The organism is Paenibacillus sp. FSL M7-0802 (assembly GCF_038004945.1).
In the GTDB taxonomy this organism is placed as follows: domain Bacteria; phylum Bacillota; class Bacilli; order Paenibacillales; family Paenibacillaceae; genus Paenibacillus; species Paenibacillus polymyxa_B.
On sequence record NZ_JBBOSD010000002.1, the window covers coordinates 1 to 19,211 of the forward strand.

The window sequence follows — 19,211 nt, forward strand, 5'->3', positions numbered from 1 at the left end:
GGAAAAAACAAGCGATTCCCATGTATACCAATGGAAAGTTGAGAAATGGTAGACTATACGTAAGAACCCGATTGGGGAATTGGATTCATTTGCGATTGCTTTTACTTGATATAGAATAAATACAGGCACATAGGAACAGTGGGAGGTTTTATGAAGGAGTTTAATGAAATTGAATTGTGTCTTGATGATATAACAAGTGAATTTTTAAAGAGAACAAGGAAAATCGGTGATCCGTTAAAGGCAGCGACCATTTATCAGGAAACAGTGGACGAGCTAAGTACAAAGCTTATTCAGATCGTTCCAGCAAAGGCATTATTCATGTTTGCCAACCAATACATTGATTCTGTAAAGACTCAGCAGCATGATAATGAAAGCGATGCAGCCAGAGCAAAGGCTAAAGTTGAAATTCTGGAAAGAGCGTTAAAAGTGAAGTCAGTGGAATACTTGCGTGAGGTTGTACCCATTAACAGGAATATAGCGCAGCACGCTTTGTTTTCTGCTAATCCGAAGAACATACCGAATCAGCCCACAACGACTGTACACGGTGTGCGTTCTGTCCATATTAAGAACAATACGGGCGAGGTACTAACTACTTATGAGGCCCGTGTAATGGGCGCTATACAGTCTCTATGGTTCAAGCAGAACATAGACGGGAAACCATATGTTGAGCTGAAATACGCTGATATATTGAATGAATTAGGGCTAACGGATGGATCGGCAAACTATAAGCGCATCCAGGAAGCCTTAATGAGGCTTATGAAAATAGAAGTGACCTTAACACAGTATCAACGCTCTAAGGATTCAGAATATGAAGAGATCGCTTTTACTCGCTTAATAGATCAAATTATATTCAGACGCAAGGTAGGAACGACCAACCACTTTCAATATAAGTTTCAAATTAAGCTGCCTGAATGGTTAGTTGAGGCTAATCGGGTCGGGAATTTGTTTGACATTTCCCTTATTCTTATGAATGACTTGAAATCGTATTTAGCACAAGGGCTATACTGGTTAGTATCATCTTATCCCGAGGAATCTACAGTTACGTTTGAACTTCAAACGCTGGCTGGTCATTTTCACTTTTTAGATGATAACGAGCCGATCATGCAGGTCTATAAAATTGTTGAGCGTATCAAGAGCGCATGTATTGAACTGCAAGCAGTAGGGTTTATAGAGCGCTTCGAATTCAAAGGAAAGAAACAAGGATTACAAGACCGTTATTTGACGGTTACGAAAAACCCGATCTTCCTAAATACATTAGCTCAATCAAGAGAATTGATTCCAGAGCAATTAGAGTTTTTCCCTGACCCCTCATAGGGGGTCTTTTTTTGTGCTGAAACATCCGTTTAACTACGGAAAACAAGAAGAAACATCCTTTTTACTACGGAAAACCATCAAAAAAAATGCAAAATTCATGAAATTACTTACTAAATCGTTCCAATTCTCTGAAACATCCGTTTGACTACGGAAAACCGCTTCAAAACATCCGTTTGACTACGGAAAACACTAAAAAAACATCCGTTTGACTACGGAAAATGAATACTGTCGCAATTTGCCAAAATTTAAATCTATGACGTATGATATTAATAGGTTCAAAGATTCCAAAAAAAGAACCTTAAAAATAGCAAAAAGCCCACACACCAACACTGCAAAATGTCTCCGTCGCCAAACTAAGCCATTTTGTAGCGTCTCAAGAGTATGAGCCTTTACTATAATTATGGGCCTATTATACTATATCCCTTAATTTAAAGTAAAGTAAGGACTCTCTCTTTCCTGATGCCATTTTTAGGTGTGCGGCGGAAATTGAGAGTTTTTTTGTTTATTCCTATACATAGCATAGGGCTAATTTCATAATCAAATATCAGGCGTTCGCATCCACTTTTTCTAAAAAAATGGACATGCGAGGGCTTAGTTTCTTATTGCCTTTTTTAAGAACTAAGCAGAATGCCACCCAAAACGACGATAAAAAAATGGTCTAAGCGATCACACATCGGGTTTGTCGTCCCGATCTCCTCGGAAGCGGCCTGCGGCGAAAAAGTCCGAACCTGAAACGGTGTAGGCAGCGCGACGTCCTGTAATTAACTGCTTGGGGATGATTAAGCCAACTAAATGGCCTTGTTTATTCGCGCCTGATTGCGCCCCTGCAATCGCTCCAGAGTGGCGATGTGACTCCATCGACCATATTCCCGTCCGTGTACGCCGCAAGGCGTAGGCTGGCTGTCAGAGCGCCGCATAATAGCATATGCGACCACGTGGTAAAGCACGACCTGGGCACGTTGATGACAGTAAAAGCGAAGCGACCGACGGCGGCTCCGTTACGCCTAAAGTTGACCCTAGCCTAGCCCTTCTTATATGCCGATTTCGGCTATAAGGGGGGCGTGTGCTCGCTTCCTCAGGCTCACCACCCGCCTATCACAACCCCAAGTGCCTGTCAACTACGAATTTGCGAGTACACAAATGCAGGGGCGGGCGTGGGGAGGATGATTTTAATCAAAAAGGCGAGCGTAGCTCGGCTACCTTTTATAACGGGTGTGGATATCTTATGAGGGAGAACCGACTTTTCCACAGGTTTTAATAGAAGTGTGCTAGAAGTACGTATATTGTGACTGGATCACTGTTTATGATTTTTCACTATATGAAATATTCATAATAGATAAGTGGAGGGATGACCGCAGTTTACACCTGTTGCCGCACCTGCGGCACAACAACATTTTGGTGTTAGGGTGTAATGTTAATCCGGTTGAAAACAATGTGTACGTTTATGTTTACGTATACGTAAATGTATGTTATAATTGGAACTATAATAAAGGTATGGGGAGGGCATGGCAATGGCAAAGGTGATCTCATTTGGAATACAAAAAGGTGGTTCAAGCAAGACAACTACTTCCGGAATTGTAGCTTATATTCTTAGCCAGGAATATGGAAAAAAAGTCCTTGCAGTTGATTTGGATTCACAGGGGAATTTGACCGAATTATTGACGCAGCAAGATATTTATAACTTTCATGAGAGAACGGTTTTCGAGGCACTAAAGGAAAAAGATGCTCGTAAGTATGTACATAACGTAACCGAGGGACTAGATTTGCTAACGGCAGAAGACCACTTGGCGCGTTTTCCTTCATGGCTGTATGAATCTTATCGTGGGAATAGATCACTGGTGCTAAAGGAAACTCTTGAGAACGTGCAGAGTGAGTATGATTACATTATTATTGATACGCCGCCAGCTTTAGGCGATCAGACAATTAATGCACTGGCTGCTTCTGATGCAGTTGTTGCTATGTTCGAAGCAAGTAAATTTTGTTACTCAGCAATTGGCCGCTTTTTAGAAACATGTATTCATGTGCAGGAGCTGGTTAATAAGGATATGAAGATTGCTGGTATATTACGTTCTCTTATAGATGCAAGAAGAACCGATAATAAGGCGTTAATTGAGCTGATCGAGGAAGAATACGGGGAGCTATGCTTTGAAACTATAATGACTCGTACAGCTGCTATAGGGCGTTTATCTATCAATGGTTTTCAAGATAACCCTGAATTAAATCAAGGATTGAAACTCTACAGAGAATTCGTAAAGGAGCTGATTCAGCGTGTCTAAGATGGATGAATTGAAAAGCAAAATTAGAAGCACATCGGGCAGCAGTGTTCATCCAGAACTTATAGATTCTTCTACAGAAGTTCCAACGACTCCTAAGCCTAAAAAGAAGAAGTTTGAAGAACTACACAAAAGGGATACCGTTTGGATCGAGAATGAATTGAAAAAAAGACTGGATAGAGAGAGCGCCGAAAATGGTCGAGGCGAAAAAACACGGATCATTAACGAAGCATTAAGGCGTTACTTTTCTACAAACAACTAATTATGATTGGTACACGTATACATTTACGTTTTTGTTACGTATACGTGTACGTGTACGTAAATGTTTCATCACTTTCGAATTACTTCACGTTGACCCATTAAAATTATTAGGGGGATTAAATTTATGATTGAGAACATTATGATTCTTGATTTACGTGCTAAAGTGTATCAAAGGATTGAGATTATCAATCAAAAGTTGTCAGAAGGGGTTTCAGAGGATGTAAGGATAGCTTTTGAGGCGCGTCTTGATGAGCTTCAAAACATTCAGCGCAAGCTTGATTCGATTTGCGAGAATATTTAGAATACGTATACGTATACGTATACGTTTACAATATATACAACTTACACATAGAGTTATCTGCTTAGATTTGCGGATGACTCTTTTTGTTTAGATATTATAATGCAAACGTAAATGTATATGTATACGTAATCGAAAAAAAGTGTGCTATAGATATTGGGTTAGTACCAGCGTAGCTGACACCACTCGCAAATGATTTATTAATGACCTCGTTATATTCATTTTGTGCATCGGATTGTCTCGAAGTTCCGATGCCAAAAACATTTTCGGAACTTGAATATTTACCTCAACTCAAGCGATAATCAAACATCTATTTGATTATAAGAAAATTTTGTGTATAATAATAATCAAATTAATGTTTGATTGTTGGGGTTGGGATGAAAAGAAAAGTACTCATGTGATTTAAATGAAGATCCTAAAGTCCGAAAGGTACAAAATGCACATACTACTGGCAAGATGGCCGGATTGAAGGTGAAGGATGCGTAAAGAAGACAATAGAGATTTTATACCAGCCCTGAGATTTCACTGGCTAACCTCATTTTATGACCCGATACTTCGCTGGACTATGAGGGAGTCTACCTTCAAGAGCAAATTAATTAGAAAAATTCAAGTTGATCCGGGGCAGCGAGTGCTTGATTTAGGATGCGGGACTGGTACATTGACCCTTCTTTTAAAACAAACTTACCCGAAAGCAGAAATAACCGGACTGGATATTGATCCGAATGTTCTCCGAATTGCAGAGAAAAAAGCAGTGAACATGGGGATGGACATCAAGTTTAATCAAGGGATGTCGTTTGAATTACCCTACCCAGATCATTCCTTTGATCGTGTTGTCACAAGTCTAATGTTCCATCATTTGACTTTAGAAAATAAACTCCGAACACTAAAAGAAGTTTTCCGTGTACTTAAACCACAAGGTGAACTTCACATAGCGGATTGGGGAAAGGCGCAAAATGGGCTCATGCGTATTGCGTTCCTTTCAATCCAAATCCTCGATGGTTTTAAAACGACAGCAGATAACGTAAATGGCCTCATACCGCAAATTATCGATAAGGCCGGGTTTGCTAAATCTAAAGAGACGGATAAGTTCATGACAGTATACGGAACTCTTTCTTTATACAAAGCGAAGAAATAAACCAGCATTGCGGTGAAGTTAGCTTCGCGCCTACTGCCCCAAATAGCTAGCCGGAGTAAACCTTTGTTAAATTGTAACGTTTAATTAAATAATTATTTGTATAAGAACATGTAAATCTACAATTGGATGGAGCAAATCGCAATGTCACTCACACTAATTCTTTCCGCTATTGGCACGTTCATCGTGACAAACGTTGACGACATTTTTGTGCTGATGATCTTTTTCGCACAGATTGAAAAAGCGCGGCACACACAAGTTGTTCTAGGGCAATATCTTGGGTTCGGATTGCTCGTTATATTGAGCCTATTAGGGGCTTTCGGTTTTACATTTTTGCCACCTGAATGGGCCGGTTTTCTCGGGCTGATACCGATTTATCTCGGTATCCGAATGTTCCTCAAAAAGGAGGAAGAAGATGAGGCAGAGGAAGCGCTTGAGAAATTGGGCAATCTAAAGTCACAACCTTCAAACAATCGTTTGTTTGGACCACTAACTGGTAAAGTCGCTGCGATTACCTTTGCCAACGGGGGGGATAACCTGGGCATATACATCCCGTATTTTACGACCCAGGGGAATGCGTCACTTTTATCCATTGCGATTGTGTTCCTTTTGATGGTCGCGGTATGGTGTTTCCTGGCGTATCGGTTGGCAAACTTCCCGGCCATTCTAAAGATTCTGGAAAAGTACGGAAGTGTCATTGTTCCACTGGTGTTTATCGCATTAGGTATTTCGATCATGCTGCATGGTGATTCATTTGCATATCTCATAAGGTTGTTTGGATAACGTTCACGAAAATCGAAATGACGAACTGGAGGGAAACACAATGGTAGTAGGTGACGCAAGCATGCACACTCAGTTGTTGGTAATCGGCGGTGGTTCTGGGGGTTATGTTGCAGCTATACGAGCCGCGCAGCTCGGCAAGAAAGTGTTGCTGGTGGAAAAATCGGAACTCGGAGGTGTATGTCTCAATTGCGGCTGCGTGCCGTCCAAAGCGCTGATATCAGCGGCGCATCGTTATGAACAAATGCTGGAAAGCGGAATATCCGGGTTAAAAGCGAAAGGCGTTGATATTGAATTTTCACAGATTCAGCAGTGGAAACAGTCGAAAGTGGTGAATCGCCTTAAAACGGGTATTCAATCTTTACTCAAAAAGCATGAAATCTCGGTCTTCAAAGGAGAGGCGCTTTTCATTAATGATCGGGAAGCCCGTCTCTATAATGAACAAGAATCACTCCGATACCAATTTGACGACTGTATCGTTGCTGTCGGGTCACGCCCAATTGAATTAAAAGCATTTCCGTATGGGAACCGGATTTTGTCCTCCACCGAAGCACTCAGCCTTACCGAAATCCCTAAGCGGATGGTCGTTATCGGCGGCGGCTATGTCGGCATCGAGCTAGGACAAATGTACGCGAAATTCGGCACGAAGGTAACCGTTTTGGAAGGTTCACCGTCGATTTTGCCCGGATTCGAAAGTGAAATTACCCGTATTGTGCGAAGAAATTTAGATTCATTTGGCGTTTCGGTATACACGAATGCCTTTGCTCAATCTGCACAACAATCGGCTGATGAAGTCGCAGTCACCTTTACGGTGGATCAGGCAGAACAACAAGTGACGGCTGATTATGTTCTTGTGACAGTAGGACGACGGCCAAACACCGATGGCGAACTTGGTCTTGACCGAATTGGGGTGAAAATTGGAGACCGGGGACTCGTCGAAGTCGATCAACAAGGGCGAACGTCTATTCCTCATATTTATGCGATTGGTGATATTATCCCTGGCCCTGCACTGGCACATAAAGCTTCATACGAAGGAAAAGTGGTTGCTGAAGCTATAGCTGGCCAGCCAAGTGCCTTCGACTATAAAGGGATACCTGCGGTTGTGTTTTCCGATCCGGAAATTGCTTCCGTAGGACTTAGCGAACCTGAAGCCAAAGAGAAAGGATATGACATCATGGTGGGGAAGTTTCCGTTTGCGGCAAATGCGCGTGCTCTCTCTTTGAGTGCGACCGAGGGATTCGTCAAGCTGGTAGGCGATAAGAAAACAGGTTTGATCCTTGGCGGTCAAATCGTCGGCACAAACGCGTCTGACTTGATTCCGGAAATTGCCTTGGCGATTGAAATGGGAACGACCATGGAAGATTTAGCCCTCACGATTCATGCGCATCCAACTCTTGGGGAGTTGTCGGCTGAAGCAGCAGAAGTTGCCCTTGGCCATCCCATTCATATTTAGTTTTGTTTTCCTTTGACAAACCAATGGCAAAGGAATGATATAATAATCAAACGTATATTAGATTGAGGTGATTAGATGAAGAATCAAGAAGATACATGTGAGATCTTTTGTTATGACGAGGATAAGGTCAAGCGGGTCCGGGGAAAAATAAGCAAAAATGATTTTCAGGATATGGCGCAAATATTTAAAGTGCTTGCTGACAATACGCGGCTAAAAGTTGCCTATGCACTGTGCGATGAGGATGAGTTATGCGTCTGCGATGTGGCCAATATTATTGGCTCCACAATGGCAACAGCTTCCCATCATTTACGGCTACTGCGGAACATGGGCATTGCGAAGTACCGCAAAGAAGGAAAACTTGTTTTTTATGCACTGGAAGATAAACGGCTTAAACAAATGATTAGGCTCGCCATTGAGCATCAGAAGGAGGTTGTTGTCGTTGAGTAAAGCGGCAGAATTAGAGAACAAAAACGTATACCGCGTTGAAGGATTCACATGCGCGAATTGTGCCGGGAAATTTGAGAATAATGTAAAGCAACTGCCGGGCGTACAAGATGCGAAAGTGAATTTTGGCGCTTCTAAAATTGCCGTTTACGGTGATGCAACGATTGAAGAACTGGAGAAAGCCGGTGCATTTGAAAGTCTTAAGGTGAACCCGGAAAAAACCGTACGGGAAGCAACACAAGAAGTCCAAAAGGAAGTTAAAGAGCCATTTTATAAGAAACACAGCACATTATTGAATGCAATATTATTGGTGGGTTTCGGTTATCTTTCCCAGAATGTAAATGGTGAAGAAAATCTGATCACTTCCTTGTTATTTGCCGCCTCGATCATCATCGGTGGATTCTCGCTCTTTAAAGTTGGTTTTCAGAACTTATTGCGATTTGAATTTGACATGAAAACCCTGATGACCGTGGCCATTATAGGCGCCGCGATCATTGGGGAATGGGCCGAAGGTGCGATCGTCGTTATTCTGTTTGCCATTAGTGAAGCCCTTGAACGATTCTCGATGGATCGAGCAAGACAATCGATTCGTTCCTTAATGGACATCGCACCAAAAGAAGCTCTGGTTCGCCGGAACGGGCAAGAAATGATGATTAATGTGGATGACATCGCTGTTGGCGACATCATGATCGTGAAACCCGGTCAAAAGATCGCCATGGATGGTGTGGTTGTAAGTGGCTACTCCGCCGTTAATCAAGCAGCGATTACCGGTGAGTCCGTGCCGGTTGAAAAAACGGTCGAGGACGACGTTTTTGCCGGTACGTTAAATGAAGAAGGCTTGCTTGAAGTTAAAGTAACCAAGCTCGTAGATGATACAACTATTGCAAAGATTATTCACCTAGTCGAGGAAGCACAGGGTGAACGAGCTCCTTCGCAAGCCTTTGTTGATAAATTTGCGAAGTACTACACACCAATCATCATGATCGTGGCAGCTTTAGTCGCTGTCATTCCCCCGTTGTTCTTTGATGGAAGCTGGGCGACATGGATTTATCAAGGCTTATCTGTTCTGGTTGTTGGCTGTCCTTGTGCACTCGTTATTTCGACTCCAATTTCCATCGTTTCGGCAATCGGAAATGCTGCCAAAAAGGGCGTCCTTATCAAAGGCGGCGTTTACCTCGAAGAAATGGGCGCCTTAAAGGCCATTGCATTTGATAAAACCGGCACGCTCACTAAAGGCGTCCCTGTGGTAACGGATTTCAGCATATTTAGCAAGGAGACAAATGCATCGGAATTATTGTCCGTCATTACGGCATTAGAGTACCGTTCCCAACATCCTCTTGCTTCAGCCATCATGAGAAAAGCCGAAGAAGAAAACATTTCGTATTTCAATGTCAGGGTTGAAGATTTTTCTTCCATTACAGGCAAAGGTATTAAAGGGATTGTCAACGGAACGACGTTTTACATTGGAAATCCGAAACTCTTTAAGGAACTGCCAACTACTCGGTTCAGCAGTGAGCAAGAGCAGCTGGTTACAGCCCTACAAAACCAAGGCAAGACGGCCATGGTTGTCGGGACGGATCATGAAATTCTCGCGGTGATCGCGGTAGCGGATGAAGTCCGTGAATCGAGTAAGGAAGTTATTCTAAAGTTGCACCAGCTTGGCATCAAAAAAACCATCATGCTAACCGGTGACAACAAGGGTACGGCAACTGCCATTGGCGGACATGTCGGTGTATCGGATGTTCAGGCCGAACTGCTGCCACAGGACAAATTGGACTTTATTAAACAATTGCGATCTGATTACGGGAACGTAGCCATGGTTGGGGATGGCGTCAATGATGCCCCTGCGCTGGCTGCTTCTACGGTTGGCATCGCCATGGGCGGAGCCGGCACAGACACAGCGCTGGAAACGGCAGACGTAGCGTTGATGGGTGACGATTTAAGGAAACTGCCATTCGCGATAAAACTAAGCCGAAATGCATTAAGTATAATTAAACAAAACATTACCTTTGCACTCGCGATTAAATTGATTGCATTGCTGCTCGTTATTCCGGGATGGCTAACGCTGTGGATTGCCATTCTTTCCGATATGGGCGCAACGCTCCTAGTCGCGTTAAACGGTTTGCGACTCATGCGCGTGAAAGAATAAAGGATCGGTATTTGCCCACCATTGAGAACCTACATGGTGATGAGGATGATGTGATGAGATTCGTTCTATCGACAATCTTAATATTGTACCTTATTGTTTCAGTAGCCTTAGAAGTACACGCAGATGAGGTTCAAATGCTAAATCGTTAGCGGGAGACGTGGCATCGGAACAGTTGAAAGTTACCTCTGAAGAAAAACCGCTTCCAACGATTGTCTTCGTAATTTTTATGGCTTGTCTAGTGTTTTTCCCCGTGATTAATAAAGGAACTTAAGAAAGACAAGGATGAACCTGATGACCGCTAGTGAACATTTATGCCGAGTTAGGGGCGTCGCCCCTGACTCGGCTTTACTTGAAAGGATGTGTACACGTGCTTCGTTACTATATCGTTGCGATTGTCGCCTTTGCCGTTGACCAGTTGATTAAATGGAGTGTTGCGACTTATATGGATATCGGTCAAAAGATACCGCTTATTCCGGGTTTTATTCAACTGACATCCAGTCGAAATCGGGGGGCCGCGTTTGGCATCTTGCAGAACCAACGGTTATTTTTAATTGTGGTGACCGCTATTGTTCTTGTTGGTATTATCATTTACTTGTACAAAATCTATCGGAAGCAAAAATTCCTAGCCTATGCGTTAACCCTGATTTTTGGAGGAGCGCTGGGGAATTTTATAGATCGTGCTCTTCATGGAGAAGTCGTAGATATGCTGGAATTTACGTTTATCAATTATCCAGTGTTTAATATGGCTGATGTCTTTATCTCGACAGGTGTCGTTATGATATTGATCGATACGCTCTGGGCATCCAGAACAAATGCTAGATCGAGTCAGACGTTTCCAGAGTAATAGGGTGGTTGTACTGAATTGGAGTGAGTTTGCTTTATGTATTGCTGGCGGCTATCAATGTGATGGGCGGTCTCATTTTTCGTTTAAACGTAATTGGTCGCTCAGGGGACTACACGCGTTGATGGCTTTAAGCGCTGGTCTATTGATCCCTTTTTTTTCAGCATTATGTATCGAGCCATTTTCACTTCGGGGAGGAAATCTATGTACATCAACGTGTTAAAAGCTCAGCAGTAGGAGTTTGATGGGTTATCGATCGCAGCCAGTTTCACGGTAGACTTTCATCTTGGAATCACCGTATTTATCGCTGTACTCCTTTATAAAATACCGGATGGAATTACGATTTCGTCCATTATTTTTCTTCTCACACGAGATAGAATCAAAGCATTGTTAGCTGTGGTGCTCTTCGGAGTCTCGACGGTTGCAGGTGCTATTACTGCAACTTTACTTTCCGATTTATATTTGCCAAATGAACAAATTGCCGCAGCAGCGATTGCCTTTTCCGCTGGAATTTTTATTTATGTGGCAGTTGCTGATTTGCTTCCTCCTGTTAATTCTGCCGACAACCGTCTTACGTCTTCGTTTTTCTTTATCGGCGTTATTCTATATTTCCTGCTTAATTGGGGAACAAATTTATTAGTACCATCACTGCATTAACTTTAAAGTGAGGTGTTTTATTTGATTGCTGCAAATCTTACAGTGTGGCTGGCGTTCGGAGCCGGCTTTTTATCCTTTATTTCCCCGTGTACTCTCCCATTATACCCTTCGTTTTTATCTTATATAACTGGAGTTTCCACGCAAGAATTGGTCCGAAAGAAAGGTGTGTTTCAGCATCAAGCATTACTACATACACTATTATTTCTTCTTGGTTTTTCAATAATCTTCTTTGCATTAGGCTTGTCAGCTAGCCTGCTGGGAGACTTTTTTTCGAATTATCAAGACCTGATTCGTCAATTGGGTGCGGTTTTGATTGGTCTGATGGGTTTATTTATGCTCGGCGTATTTCAACCTAGTGTGCTAATGAAAGAAAAACGCTTTGAACTAAAAAACAGGCCTACAGGTTATTTGGGTTCCGTCTTCGTTGGGATTACATATGCAGCAGGATGGACACCGTGCATTGGGCCTATTTTCTCCGCAATTTTGGCTCTCGGTGCAACGAGCCCCGAACAATCATTGATTTATGTATTCGCCTATACACTGGGATTTGGAATTCCATTTTTCATTATGGCCTTTTTTATCGGAAAATTAAAATGGATAAACAACTATACACAGTTGATAAGAAAAATCGGCGGGGTCATGATGCTTTTAATTGCGATTCTCTTATATACAGACAAAATGACCGAGATCACCATATTGCTGATTCGTTTATATGGAGGATTCACCGGGTTTTAATTACGTCTCACAGAAAAGGGGTGTAATGATTCTTGCTTCTAATAGAAAAAATCCACACATATAAGTTGAAAATTTGACAATATCAATTCCGAAAGGAATCAGCCCTCTTTTTCGATTGCGTGCCCAGAAGCGCTCATCATCTAGCTGTTGTAAGTCCGGTCATGGGAGGGGCTAAGCCCCCGTGGAGCTGAGAGTGAAAAATATTAATCTTGTACTTATTGAACTTCATCACCGTTTAATAAGTTATACTCACAATAATTGAGTAGAGCAGAAATGAGTTTATATCCTTCGCTTAACATTTTTGATCACTACCTTACTATGGGGAATGCTTGGTATGCTGACCATGCTGAAACTTAAATCCTGGTCAGGAACTTCATAATTCATTCGATTCGCTAGATAATCGAGACTTACTTTCATGACTTCAATGGTGACCCACTCACCGGCACAGCGATGTCCCATTAAGTAATCGCCACCACCCTGAGGGATGAAGGCAAAGGGGCTGCCTTGCCATTCGGCAAACCGATCCGGACTGAACACATCAGGATTGCCCCAAATTTTAGGATCATGATTTGTGCCATAAAGATCTAGCAAAGTTAATGTGCCTTCTTCAAATTTATAGCTGTTCCAGGTGAAATCTTTTTTTACCAGTGCCGCGACAAACGGAAAAAACGGATAAAAACGGCGCACTTCCTGTACAAACATCTGAGCATATTTTTCATCGCCGGATTCAAGTTTCTCCCTTTCTTCCGGATAATGATGCACTGCCAGTGCAGTGAAATTGATGAATATAGCAATCGCCACAATCGGTCTCAAGATATTAATTACTTCCACAGCAGCGGTCTCGGTATCCAGGAAATTCCCTTGCAGATCGCGATGCCAGGCAAACCTATGTAATGCAGTATTTTCAGGGGAATTCACTTTCCCATCACGAACCTCATTAATGAGTTCTCCGATCGACTTTTCTACCTGATTCCGTGCATTTCTCCCTAGCCAATGTTTTGGGCCAACTGCAGCTGGCGACTCGAACATCGCTGCCAAATCTTTTGTCAGCTTCTTCACTTCGTCTTCTTGTACCGGTACACCTGCCCACTGGCAGGCTGTCCTGCACATAATTTCCTGTACTTCTTCATAAAGAACAATTTTATCCATTTGTTCCCATTTATCCACCGCCATCTCCCACTGTTTTTTTGTAATGTCGGTCAGTTTTTTAAGTCCGTCAGGAGACATGATCGACATAAACATTTCCTTTCGATGTTTATGGGCCTGTCCATCTAACGCCTGAACACCATTCTTGCCAAACAATGTTTGCACCGCCCGATTTGGTGCTGCATCTTTCCTTTTGAATTTCTCAGTGTCATAAAAAACTTCCGCAGCTTCCTTTCCTCCCATGCAGATCGCTTTCTTTCCAAACAACCGGGTCTCGAATATATCAGAATTAAAACTGTGGCGTCTGTTCAAAATGTACATATATCCTTCTCTCATAAGGCTTAAGGTATGGTCTATTCCTTCTTCCCGAGGCATTTGAATTTTATTTGACATATCATTCATCTCCTTCTTTATGAGTAATGGACTTATTCTTTGTAAACTCTTCCCTGTTTATTCTCAAAAAAAACGAACCCTAAACTAAAAACCTAAAAAAAGCTTCTATAAAAAGGAATTGACTTTTTTAATTTGTCTAATTGATTACCCGGGCATCCCCGGCTTAACGTACGAAATCCGCGTTTTGTTGGCGTGATCCCCAAGAAAAAATGAAAAGTCGAGTTCATTGAGCTCTGTTTCTCTTTACGGTTGACCACGAAATTAAAAAATGTTAACAATTTAAATTTCCATTTCAATCCATACGTTTGCGGATGGTGTCAGCTACGCTGGTATTACCCGATATTGCAAAATGAAATAATTATGCAAACGTAAATGTTTACGAGTACGTACACATAAACGTAAATGTATACGTAAACAACTAATTTTGTGTTTTATGTGATCTATAAAACAGGGCTTTGGTGACTATGTAATTAGACTTGGATAAATGTTATAATTAGGAAACGTTTAGAAAGGAGGGGCAAGAATGCAGGAGTTTATTATAATCGTGCTGGTCGCCAGCTTTCTTTATCCTATGAAAAATCTGATTGGCCTTTTAACACGTTTAGCCTTGTTCGGAATGATGGCCTACACTCTGTTTTCAGGCTCTATTCCAAATTGGGGAGATAAATTTTTTGCATTGATTATATTGTCCTTGCCTATTTTCTTAAACATGTTGGTTAAATTTCTGAAATTGAAGATAATAAAGGCATAAACCGTCCTGTCAACTGGGCGGTTTTTTTTCAACACATAACAAAAGTTATGTATGGAAAATTCATCCGAAAACCTTGTTTTTCAATACATAACTGTGGTAAAATGAATATATAAATTCAACACATAACTTTTTTTGAAAAGGCGGCGATTACTGATGAGTCGAATTTCCACAAATGAATTGAAAGAAGCTTTGAAGAAAGCGACACATTCAGCTCGTGAAGAGGCTAGGAAAAACGGTGTACCAGCTGTCTATGAAGAGAATGGGGAAATGGTGAAAGAATACCCAGATGGTAAGAAAACAAAAGTCGTTTTCACGGCAGAAGGACGAAAAGAAGTAGCCTATCATGAATAAACCTGTCATGACTGTTTTCGCTGGTACAAATGGAGCTGGTAAAAGTACACTGACTAAACAATTAGTCGGTCGGATCGGAGAGGTAATCGACCCGGACGCCATTGCTAAAAGTATTAACCCTGACAATCCTGAAAGTGTCTCACCAGCAGCTGGTAGGGAAACTTTAAACCGTGTTAAAGAGTGTATCCGTTCAGAGAGAAGCTTTTCCATTGAGACAACTCTTTCAGGAAAAACGGCTATTCGTCAAATGGAACAAGCAAAAGCATCCGGGTTTGAGGTTGATTTGTATTATGTGGGGTTGAAGAATGTTGAATACCATATAAGCCGTGTTGAAATGCGTGTTGCTCAAGGAGGACATTTCATACCTGAGGAAGACATTAGACGGCGCTATGATCGGTCACTCAAAAATTTGGCTATTGCTTCGAATATTGCTGATCGGACATACGTGTTTGACAATACTTCGGAGTTCACGCAATTACTCGAAATCAATGAGAGAGGACAAGTACATTATCTCGTGGATAAGCTGCCTGAATGGGCCAGACATTCGTTTGACTCACGTCCTACGTTAGCAGATAAGTTGAACCGGATTAAACCTCTAATAGACAACCGTGAGGAACGGAAACCTAGAAGCAAGGATGAACTGGAGAGATAAGTTGCGGCCCCTTATCGTTTTTTTATGACCCTAAATGATACATAACAGACCCATTAGGAGGTGTGTTAATGGCTAGAACAACGTCTAAGGATGCAAGACCGAGGGTGGATTGTAGTAGTGGAGTCAAAGCATCATTACGTACAGTACGGGATGCGTTGAAGTGCAAGACTGATTCCGAAACACTCGCTTATTTATTGGCCCTATATGATGATTCTTATGAAAAGATAACGCTTGTGAAGGATAAACAGTATCGTGAAAAGGCAGAAATAATTGATCGGCAACAATCATTCTAATTATGTACACAAAAAACAACCCAGGCGAGCTGCTTCAGATCCATTTTTTACACAAAAAGAATCGAACCGGCGAGATCCGTAATGATATTTTGAGTACAACTCTGTCCATGTAACTAACGGATCAAAACAACTTTATAAGGAGGGTGTGTACGTGTCGAGATCAACGATACAGGTTCCAGATGAATTGAAAGTGGAGATAGAGAACTTGAAAGATGAGCTTAAAGCAAAGACAACGTATGGCGTGATTGAAAGCTTAATTCAAATCCATAAAGATTTTCTGAATTATAAGCATGAGATAAAAATGGAGAAAGCACGTTTGGAGAAAGAGGCTTTAGAAATAGGTGAGGATCACAAACGGAAATTTGTCGCACTCAAGCAAGAACTTAATCTATACGAGAATTCTTCTGCGCTTGAATTTCTCTTACATCATTACACGACATCAAACAGACTTGATAAGTCAACATTTGAGCTGTATCGGTCGTTAAATTGATGCAGAATCATTTCAGGAGGAGAAATGCGTAAAGCTGATGCAGAGGACGTGGCGCTAGTTAAAGCATACTTGGAATTGCCAGTCTTACTTGATGTTTTAGAGCTGAACATCAAAAAAATGAAGGAAGCTGACTTCAAGCTTCGTCACATATTTGAATTGCAGCTAAAGAGTATACAAGACGAAATTATAAAAGCAGCAGCGTTCTGTTGGGCAGAGAATGAAGCAAAAGGGAATTAAAATAATTGACGAGAAGAGAACGCCTCATTCCCTCGAAGCTGAGTTTCTTTGCAGAGGGTATGTAGACTCCATCTCGATGCTTTGGGGCAAGGTGAAGGCTGACGCAGAGATTATGCTTGCAGATCATTTGGGCGTAGATATTAATCGGATTGATAGAGATTGAATGATGCTGTAAATGCAAAAGAAAACGGAGGTGTACGGTATGTACTTTGTAAACGATGCCCATCAAAACAACTATTATAAGCTTGTTGAATTTTATCATTCGGTAAATGATCCAGAATATAAGTCTTTATGTTATATTCTTGCGTTACCCGAAATTTACAACCGGACTAATGGGAAGTTTGGTGACGAAGGCCCCATGGAGTGGATGTACAAATTTCAAACTAGGGAAGTTGAAGAAGAAGACTATTTCACAAAAGAGAAGCGAGTCATTATTGAGCGGATTTACGAGAAGGACGAAAACGGAAACGAAGTTGAAACAGATGCATATTCGACTTTATCTAGCGGATATCGAAAATTGATACTTTTGGGAGCCAATCTGTTCAACAGTAGCTATGATGATTTTAACCTTTGCAGTGCTTTAGGAACTTGGGACAATGAATTGATCAAAGTTTATCAGCAAGCAGTTTTAGTACGGTTAGATCGTGAAGTTAATTGAAATTAGGACGTGAATGCGATGACTAACCTCATACAAGAATTTGAAGCATGGCTTTTCGAAGATGGAGCGAGTAAAAATACTGTAGATCGCTATGTTACCGTAGCAAAAATTTTCATCGAGTGGCACAACCGGATAATGAAAAGCGAGACGTTTGATCCCGTAAATGTGTCAGGCCGGGATTTGAATGCATGGAAAAAGTATTTGCTTGAGGAAGCGACTTACCAGCGAGGAAACGAAGAATCAAAACGCTATTCGGTCAGTTCAGTAAATAATTTTGTGAAATCAATTCGCTCTTTCTTTCGGTTTCTTAATGAAAACGAACTTATCAAAAGTAATCCAGCATTGAAAGTAAAAACGCAAAAAATAGCTGCTGATTTCGACCAAGACCCAAGGTGGTTGGAGCGCTTTGAACGCAATAAACTGCTCAGGGTTGTGGATGATAAAAATTTAGAGCAAAAGAACCGTTGGAAGTTTACACGTAATCGAGCGATTGTCTATGTACAGTTGTATGCTGGACTTCGGGTAAGTGAAGTTACTGATCTGGAACCGGAAGATGTTTCATTTGAGACGGGATATTTGTTTGTTCGTGATGGTAAAGGAGGAAAAGCCAGACGTATTGAAATGAACAAAGATTTACGTTTGGCACTAACTGAATGGTTGGCTGAGCGCGGCGATCCAGACACTAAAAAATTATTCACTTCATCAAGAGGCGGCACTAACCTTACTAAACAAGGCATTGAATACTTATATCGAACATTAAGCGAAAAGACAGGCATAAATGACTTAACTACTCATGTTCCTCGTCATACACTCGCACATGATCTTATAGAGACTGGTTATTCTCTTCAAAGGGTGGCTGATATCTTGGGTCACACGAATCTGAATTACACTCGCGTTTATACAAAGTCGAGTAGTCAGGAACGCAGGGAAGCTTTAGAAAGTCTTTCCTCAATTGAATGAAAGGGGATTTGATTTATGGAGACAGGAAGTGTGAAGGCAATAGCTTTGGCTTATCAAACGGCAACACTTACTTATCCTAGTTTCGAAATTATGGAATTGCTAAAATCGCTACCTTTTGAACGAGTATTGGAATTATTACTGATTATGAGGCAGTCACCGCGCCCTGTTAAATCACCATTGAATTTTCTTCGAAGAGCTATTCAAGAAGGTTGGAGTCCAGAAACAATGCCAGAAAAGGTTGATCGGCACATAGAGTATGTGGAAGAAAATCATTATGTTCGTCAGGGTTACACGATTGATCAAGCTCGCGAAAAAGTCCAAAAGAATAGGCGATAGCTCATAGAACAGGAGAGTGCATGGAATGGATATGAAAGATCAAATGAAAACGGAAAAAGAACAATCTGGACAACCTATCAAAAGAGGCATGATGTTGGGAAACGTTTGGTTTGCTTCTAAGGAACACGGAGAAAACTTCATTCAACTTATAGAGAGATTTAATGCTTACAAAAACCCGGAATATGCGGCTGCTTGTTATATTGTTTCTCACCCAGAAATTTATTACAGAGTTAATTGGAGTGAGTCTAATGGGCCAATAGGATGGTACTGGGGCGAGTGGATCGGAGAGGATGATAACGACGAAAATGGTTATCACTCTGAATCTGAAATCGTCGGGCAACTTTCCAGTGCATATCGTGGTCTAATTCAATCAACAGTCGAATTGTATACTGGTCGTAAGCATTATTTTGACTTGAGTAGTTGGCTTGGAAACGCTGGTGACGAGGTATATAAGCTATTTATACAGTCGTTGGAACTTCGTAGGGATCGATTTGTAATTGAAGTGTGATTATCAGGAAACTTAATGTCGTAGTTGCAGTATGGAGATAGGCTTTGGAGCCAGGATCGTTTAGCCAAATTCTAAACCCCTTTATCCCTTTTATACCCT

At 41.5% G+C, this 19,211-nt stretch carries 25 protein-coding genes; 23 read left to right on the forward strand and 2 right to left on the reverse strand.

Annotated elements, in window-relative coordinates; all coding sequences use genetic code 11:
- Positions 1-150: 150 nt before the first annotated feature.
- The gene (locus MHB54_RS28330; RefSeq protein ID WP_340982147.1) at positions 151-1,314 is read left to right on the forward strand and encodes a replication initiator protein A; all 1,164 of its coding nucleotides are present in this window, start codon (positions 151-153) and stop codon (positions 1,312-1,314) included.
- A gap of 666 nt (positions 1,315-1,980) precedes the next feature.
- Here MHB54_RS28330 and MHB54_RS28335 read toward each other — a convergent pair.
- The gene (locus MHB54_RS28335; protein WP_340982148.1) at positions 1,981-2,172 is read right to left on the reverse strand and encodes a hypothetical protein; all 192 of its coding nucleotides are present in this window, start codon (positions 2,170-2,172) and stop codon (positions 1,981-1,983) included.
- A 653-nt stretch (positions 2,173-2,825) separates the two neighbouring features.
- Between MHB54_RS28335 and MHB54_RS28340 the strand changes: the two genes are divergently transcribed.
- The 11 genes from MHB54_RS28340 (at position 2,826) to MHB54_RS28390 (ending at position 12,337) form a co-directional block, all read left to right on the forward strand.
- Positions 2,826-3,590, forward strand: a complete 765-nt coding sequence (locus MHB54_RS28340) for a ParA family protein (RefSeq protein WP_337035664.1) — start codon at positions 2,826-2,828, stop codon at positions 3,588-3,590.
- Position 3,591: 1 nt separating this feature from the next.
- Positions 3,592-3,849: a hypothetical protein gene (locus MHB54_RS28345; RefSeq protein ID WP_337035713.1), complete on the forward strand. Its 258-nt coding sequence runs from the start codon at positions 3,592-3,594 to the stop codon at positions 3,847-3,849.
- A gap of 123 nt (positions 3,850-3,972) precedes the next feature.
- Complete coding sequence (locus tag MHB54_RS28350) at positions 3,973-4,149, forward strand: hypothetical protein (RefSeq protein WP_340982149.1); 177 nt, start codon at positions 3,973-3,975, stop codon at positions 4,147-4,149.
- Positions 4,150-4,624: 475 nt separating this feature from the next.
- Positions 4,625-5,281: a class I SAM-dependent methyltransferase gene (locus tag MHB54_RS28355; protein WP_340982150.1), complete on the forward strand. Its 657-nt coding sequence runs from the start codon at positions 4,625-4,627 to the stop codon at positions 5,279-5,281.
- Between the two features lie 141 nt (positions 5,282-5,422).
- Positions 5,423-6,061 carry a CadD family cadmium resistance transporter gene (locus tag MHB54_RS28360; protein WP_340982151.1) on the forward strand — a complete coding sequence of 213 codons (639 nt, stop codon included), beginning with the start codon at positions 5,423-5,425 and terminating at the stop codon, positions 6,059-6,061.
- A gap of 40 nt (positions 6,062-6,101) precedes the next feature.
- A complete protein-coding gene (lpdA, locus tag MHB54_RS28365) occupies positions 6,102-7,511 on the forward strand; it encodes a dihydrolipoyl dehydrogenase (RefSeq protein ID WP_340982152.1) in 1,410 nt (469 codons plus the stop codon).
- A 75-nt stretch (positions 7,512-7,586) separates the two neighbouring features.
- Positions 7,587-7,958 (forward strand): ArsR/SmtB family transcription factor, encoded by a 372-nt coding sequence (locus tag MHB54_RS28370; RefSeq protein WP_340982153.1) that lies wholly within the window; start codon positions 7,587-7,589, stop codon positions 7,956-7,958.
- Positions 7,951-10,104 carry a heavy metal translocating P-type ATPase gene (locus MHB54_RS28375; RefSeq protein ID WP_340982154.1) on the forward strand — a complete coding sequence of 718 codons (2,154 nt, stop codon included), beginning with the start codon at positions 7,951-7,953 and terminating at the stop codon, positions 10,102-10,104. Before MHB54_RS28370 ends, MHB54_RS28375 begins: the two co-directional genes overlap by 8 nt.
- 367 nt (positions 10,105-10,471) lie before the next feature.
- On the forward strand, positions 10,472-10,948 hold the full coding sequence (gene lspA, locus MHB54_RS28380) for a signal peptidase II (RefSeq protein ID WP_340982155.1): 477 nt from the start codon (positions 10,472-10,474) through the stop codon (positions 10,946-10,948).
- A 288-nt stretch (positions 10,949-11,236) separates the two neighbouring features.
- The gene (locus MHB54_RS28385; protein WP_340982194.1) at positions 11,237-11,602 is read left to right on the forward strand and encodes a ZIP family metal transporter; all 366 of its coding nucleotides are present in this window, start codon (positions 11,237-11,239) and stop codon (positions 11,600-11,602) included.
- 21 nt (positions 11,603-11,623) lie between these two features.
- Positions 11,624-12,337, forward strand: a complete 714-nt coding sequence (locus tag MHB54_RS28390; RefSeq protein WP_340982156.1) for a cytochrome c biogenesis CcdA family protein — start codon at positions 11,624-11,626, stop codon at positions 12,335-12,337.
- Positions 12,338-12,616: 279 nt separating this feature from the next.
- Here the strand turns inward: MHB54_RS28390 and MHB54_RS28395 are convergent, their stop codons facing one another.
- A complete protein-coding gene (locus tag MHB54_RS28395) occupies positions 12,617-13,876 on the reverse strand; it encodes a cytochrome P450 (protein ID WP_340982157.1) in 1,260 nt (419 codons plus the stop codon).
- Positions 13,877-14,399: 523 nt separating this feature from the next.
- On the opposite strand from MHB54_RS28395, the gene MHB54_RS28400 reads away from it, so the two are divergent.
- The 11 genes from MHB54_RS28400 to MHB54_RS28450 all read left to right on the forward strand — a co-directional run bounded on the left by MHB54_RS28400 (position 14,400) and on the right by MHB54_RS28450 (position 19,112).
- On the forward strand, positions 14,400-14,627 hold the full coding sequence (locus tag MHB54_RS28400; protein ID WP_340982158.1) for a hypothetical protein: 228 nt from the start codon (positions 14,400-14,402) through the stop codon (positions 14,625-14,627).
- A gap of 153 nt (positions 14,628-14,780) precedes the next feature.
- On the forward strand, positions 14,781-14,978 hold the full coding sequence (locus MHB54_RS28405; protein ID WP_076315766.1) for a hypothetical protein: 198 nt from the start codon (positions 14,781-14,783) through the stop codon (positions 14,976-14,978).
- Positions 14,971-15,630, forward strand: coding sequence for a zeta toxin family protein (locus tag MHB54_RS28410; RefSeq protein ID WP_340982159.1), 660 nt, complete (start codon positions 14,971-14,973; stop codon positions 15,628-15,630). The genes MHB54_RS28405 and MHB54_RS28410 overlap by 8 nt, the downstream gene beginning before the upstream one ends.
- Before the next feature lie 68 nt (positions 15,631-15,698).
- A complete protein-coding gene (locus MHB54_RS28415) occupies positions 15,699-15,923 on the forward strand; it encodes a hypothetical protein (RefSeq protein ID WP_340982160.1) in 225 nt (74 codons plus the stop codon).
- A gap of 151 nt (positions 15,924-16,074) precedes the next feature.
- The gene (locus tag MHB54_RS28420; RefSeq protein WP_340982161.1) at positions 16,075-16,413 is read left to right on the forward strand and encodes a hypothetical protein; all 339 of its coding nucleotides are present in this window, start codon (positions 16,075-16,077) and stop codon (positions 16,411-16,413) included.
- A 24-nt stretch (positions 16,414-16,437) separates the two neighbouring features.
- Positions 16,438-16,650: a hypothetical protein gene (locus tag MHB54_RS28425; RefSeq protein WP_340982162.1), complete on the forward strand. Its 213-nt coding sequence runs from the start codon at positions 16,438-16,440 to the stop codon at positions 16,648-16,650.
- Positions 16,631-16,813 (forward strand): hypothetical protein, encoded by a 183-nt coding sequence (locus MHB54_RS28430; protein WP_340982163.1) that lies wholly within the window; start codon positions 16,631-16,633, stop codon positions 16,811-16,813. Before MHB54_RS28425 ends, MHB54_RS28430 begins: the two co-directional genes overlap by 20 nt.
- 39 nt (positions 16,814-16,852) lie before the next feature.
- Positions 16,853-17,308, forward strand: coding sequence for a DUF2538 family protein (locus MHB54_RS28435; protein ID WP_256703086.1), 456 nt, complete (start codon positions 16,853-16,855; stop codon positions 17,306-17,308).
- Between the two features lie 18 nt (positions 17,309-17,326).
- Positions 17,327-18,268, forward strand: a complete 942-nt coding sequence (locus MHB54_RS28440) for a tyrosine-type recombinase/integrase (RefSeq protein WP_340982164.1) — start codon at positions 17,327-17,329, stop codon at positions 18,266-18,268.
- 15 nt (positions 18,269-18,283) lie between these two features.
- Positions 18,284-18,604: a hypothetical protein gene (locus tag MHB54_RS28445; RefSeq protein WP_340982165.1), complete on the forward strand. Its 321-nt coding sequence runs from the start codon at positions 18,284-18,286 to the stop codon at positions 18,602-18,604.
- Between the two features lie 25 nt (positions 18,605-18,629).
- Positions 18,630-19,112, forward strand: coding sequence for a DUF2538 family protein (locus tag MHB54_RS28450; protein ID WP_340982166.1), 483 nt, complete (start codon positions 18,630-18,632; stop codon positions 19,110-19,112).
- Positions 19,113-19,211 lie beyond the last annotated feature (99 nt).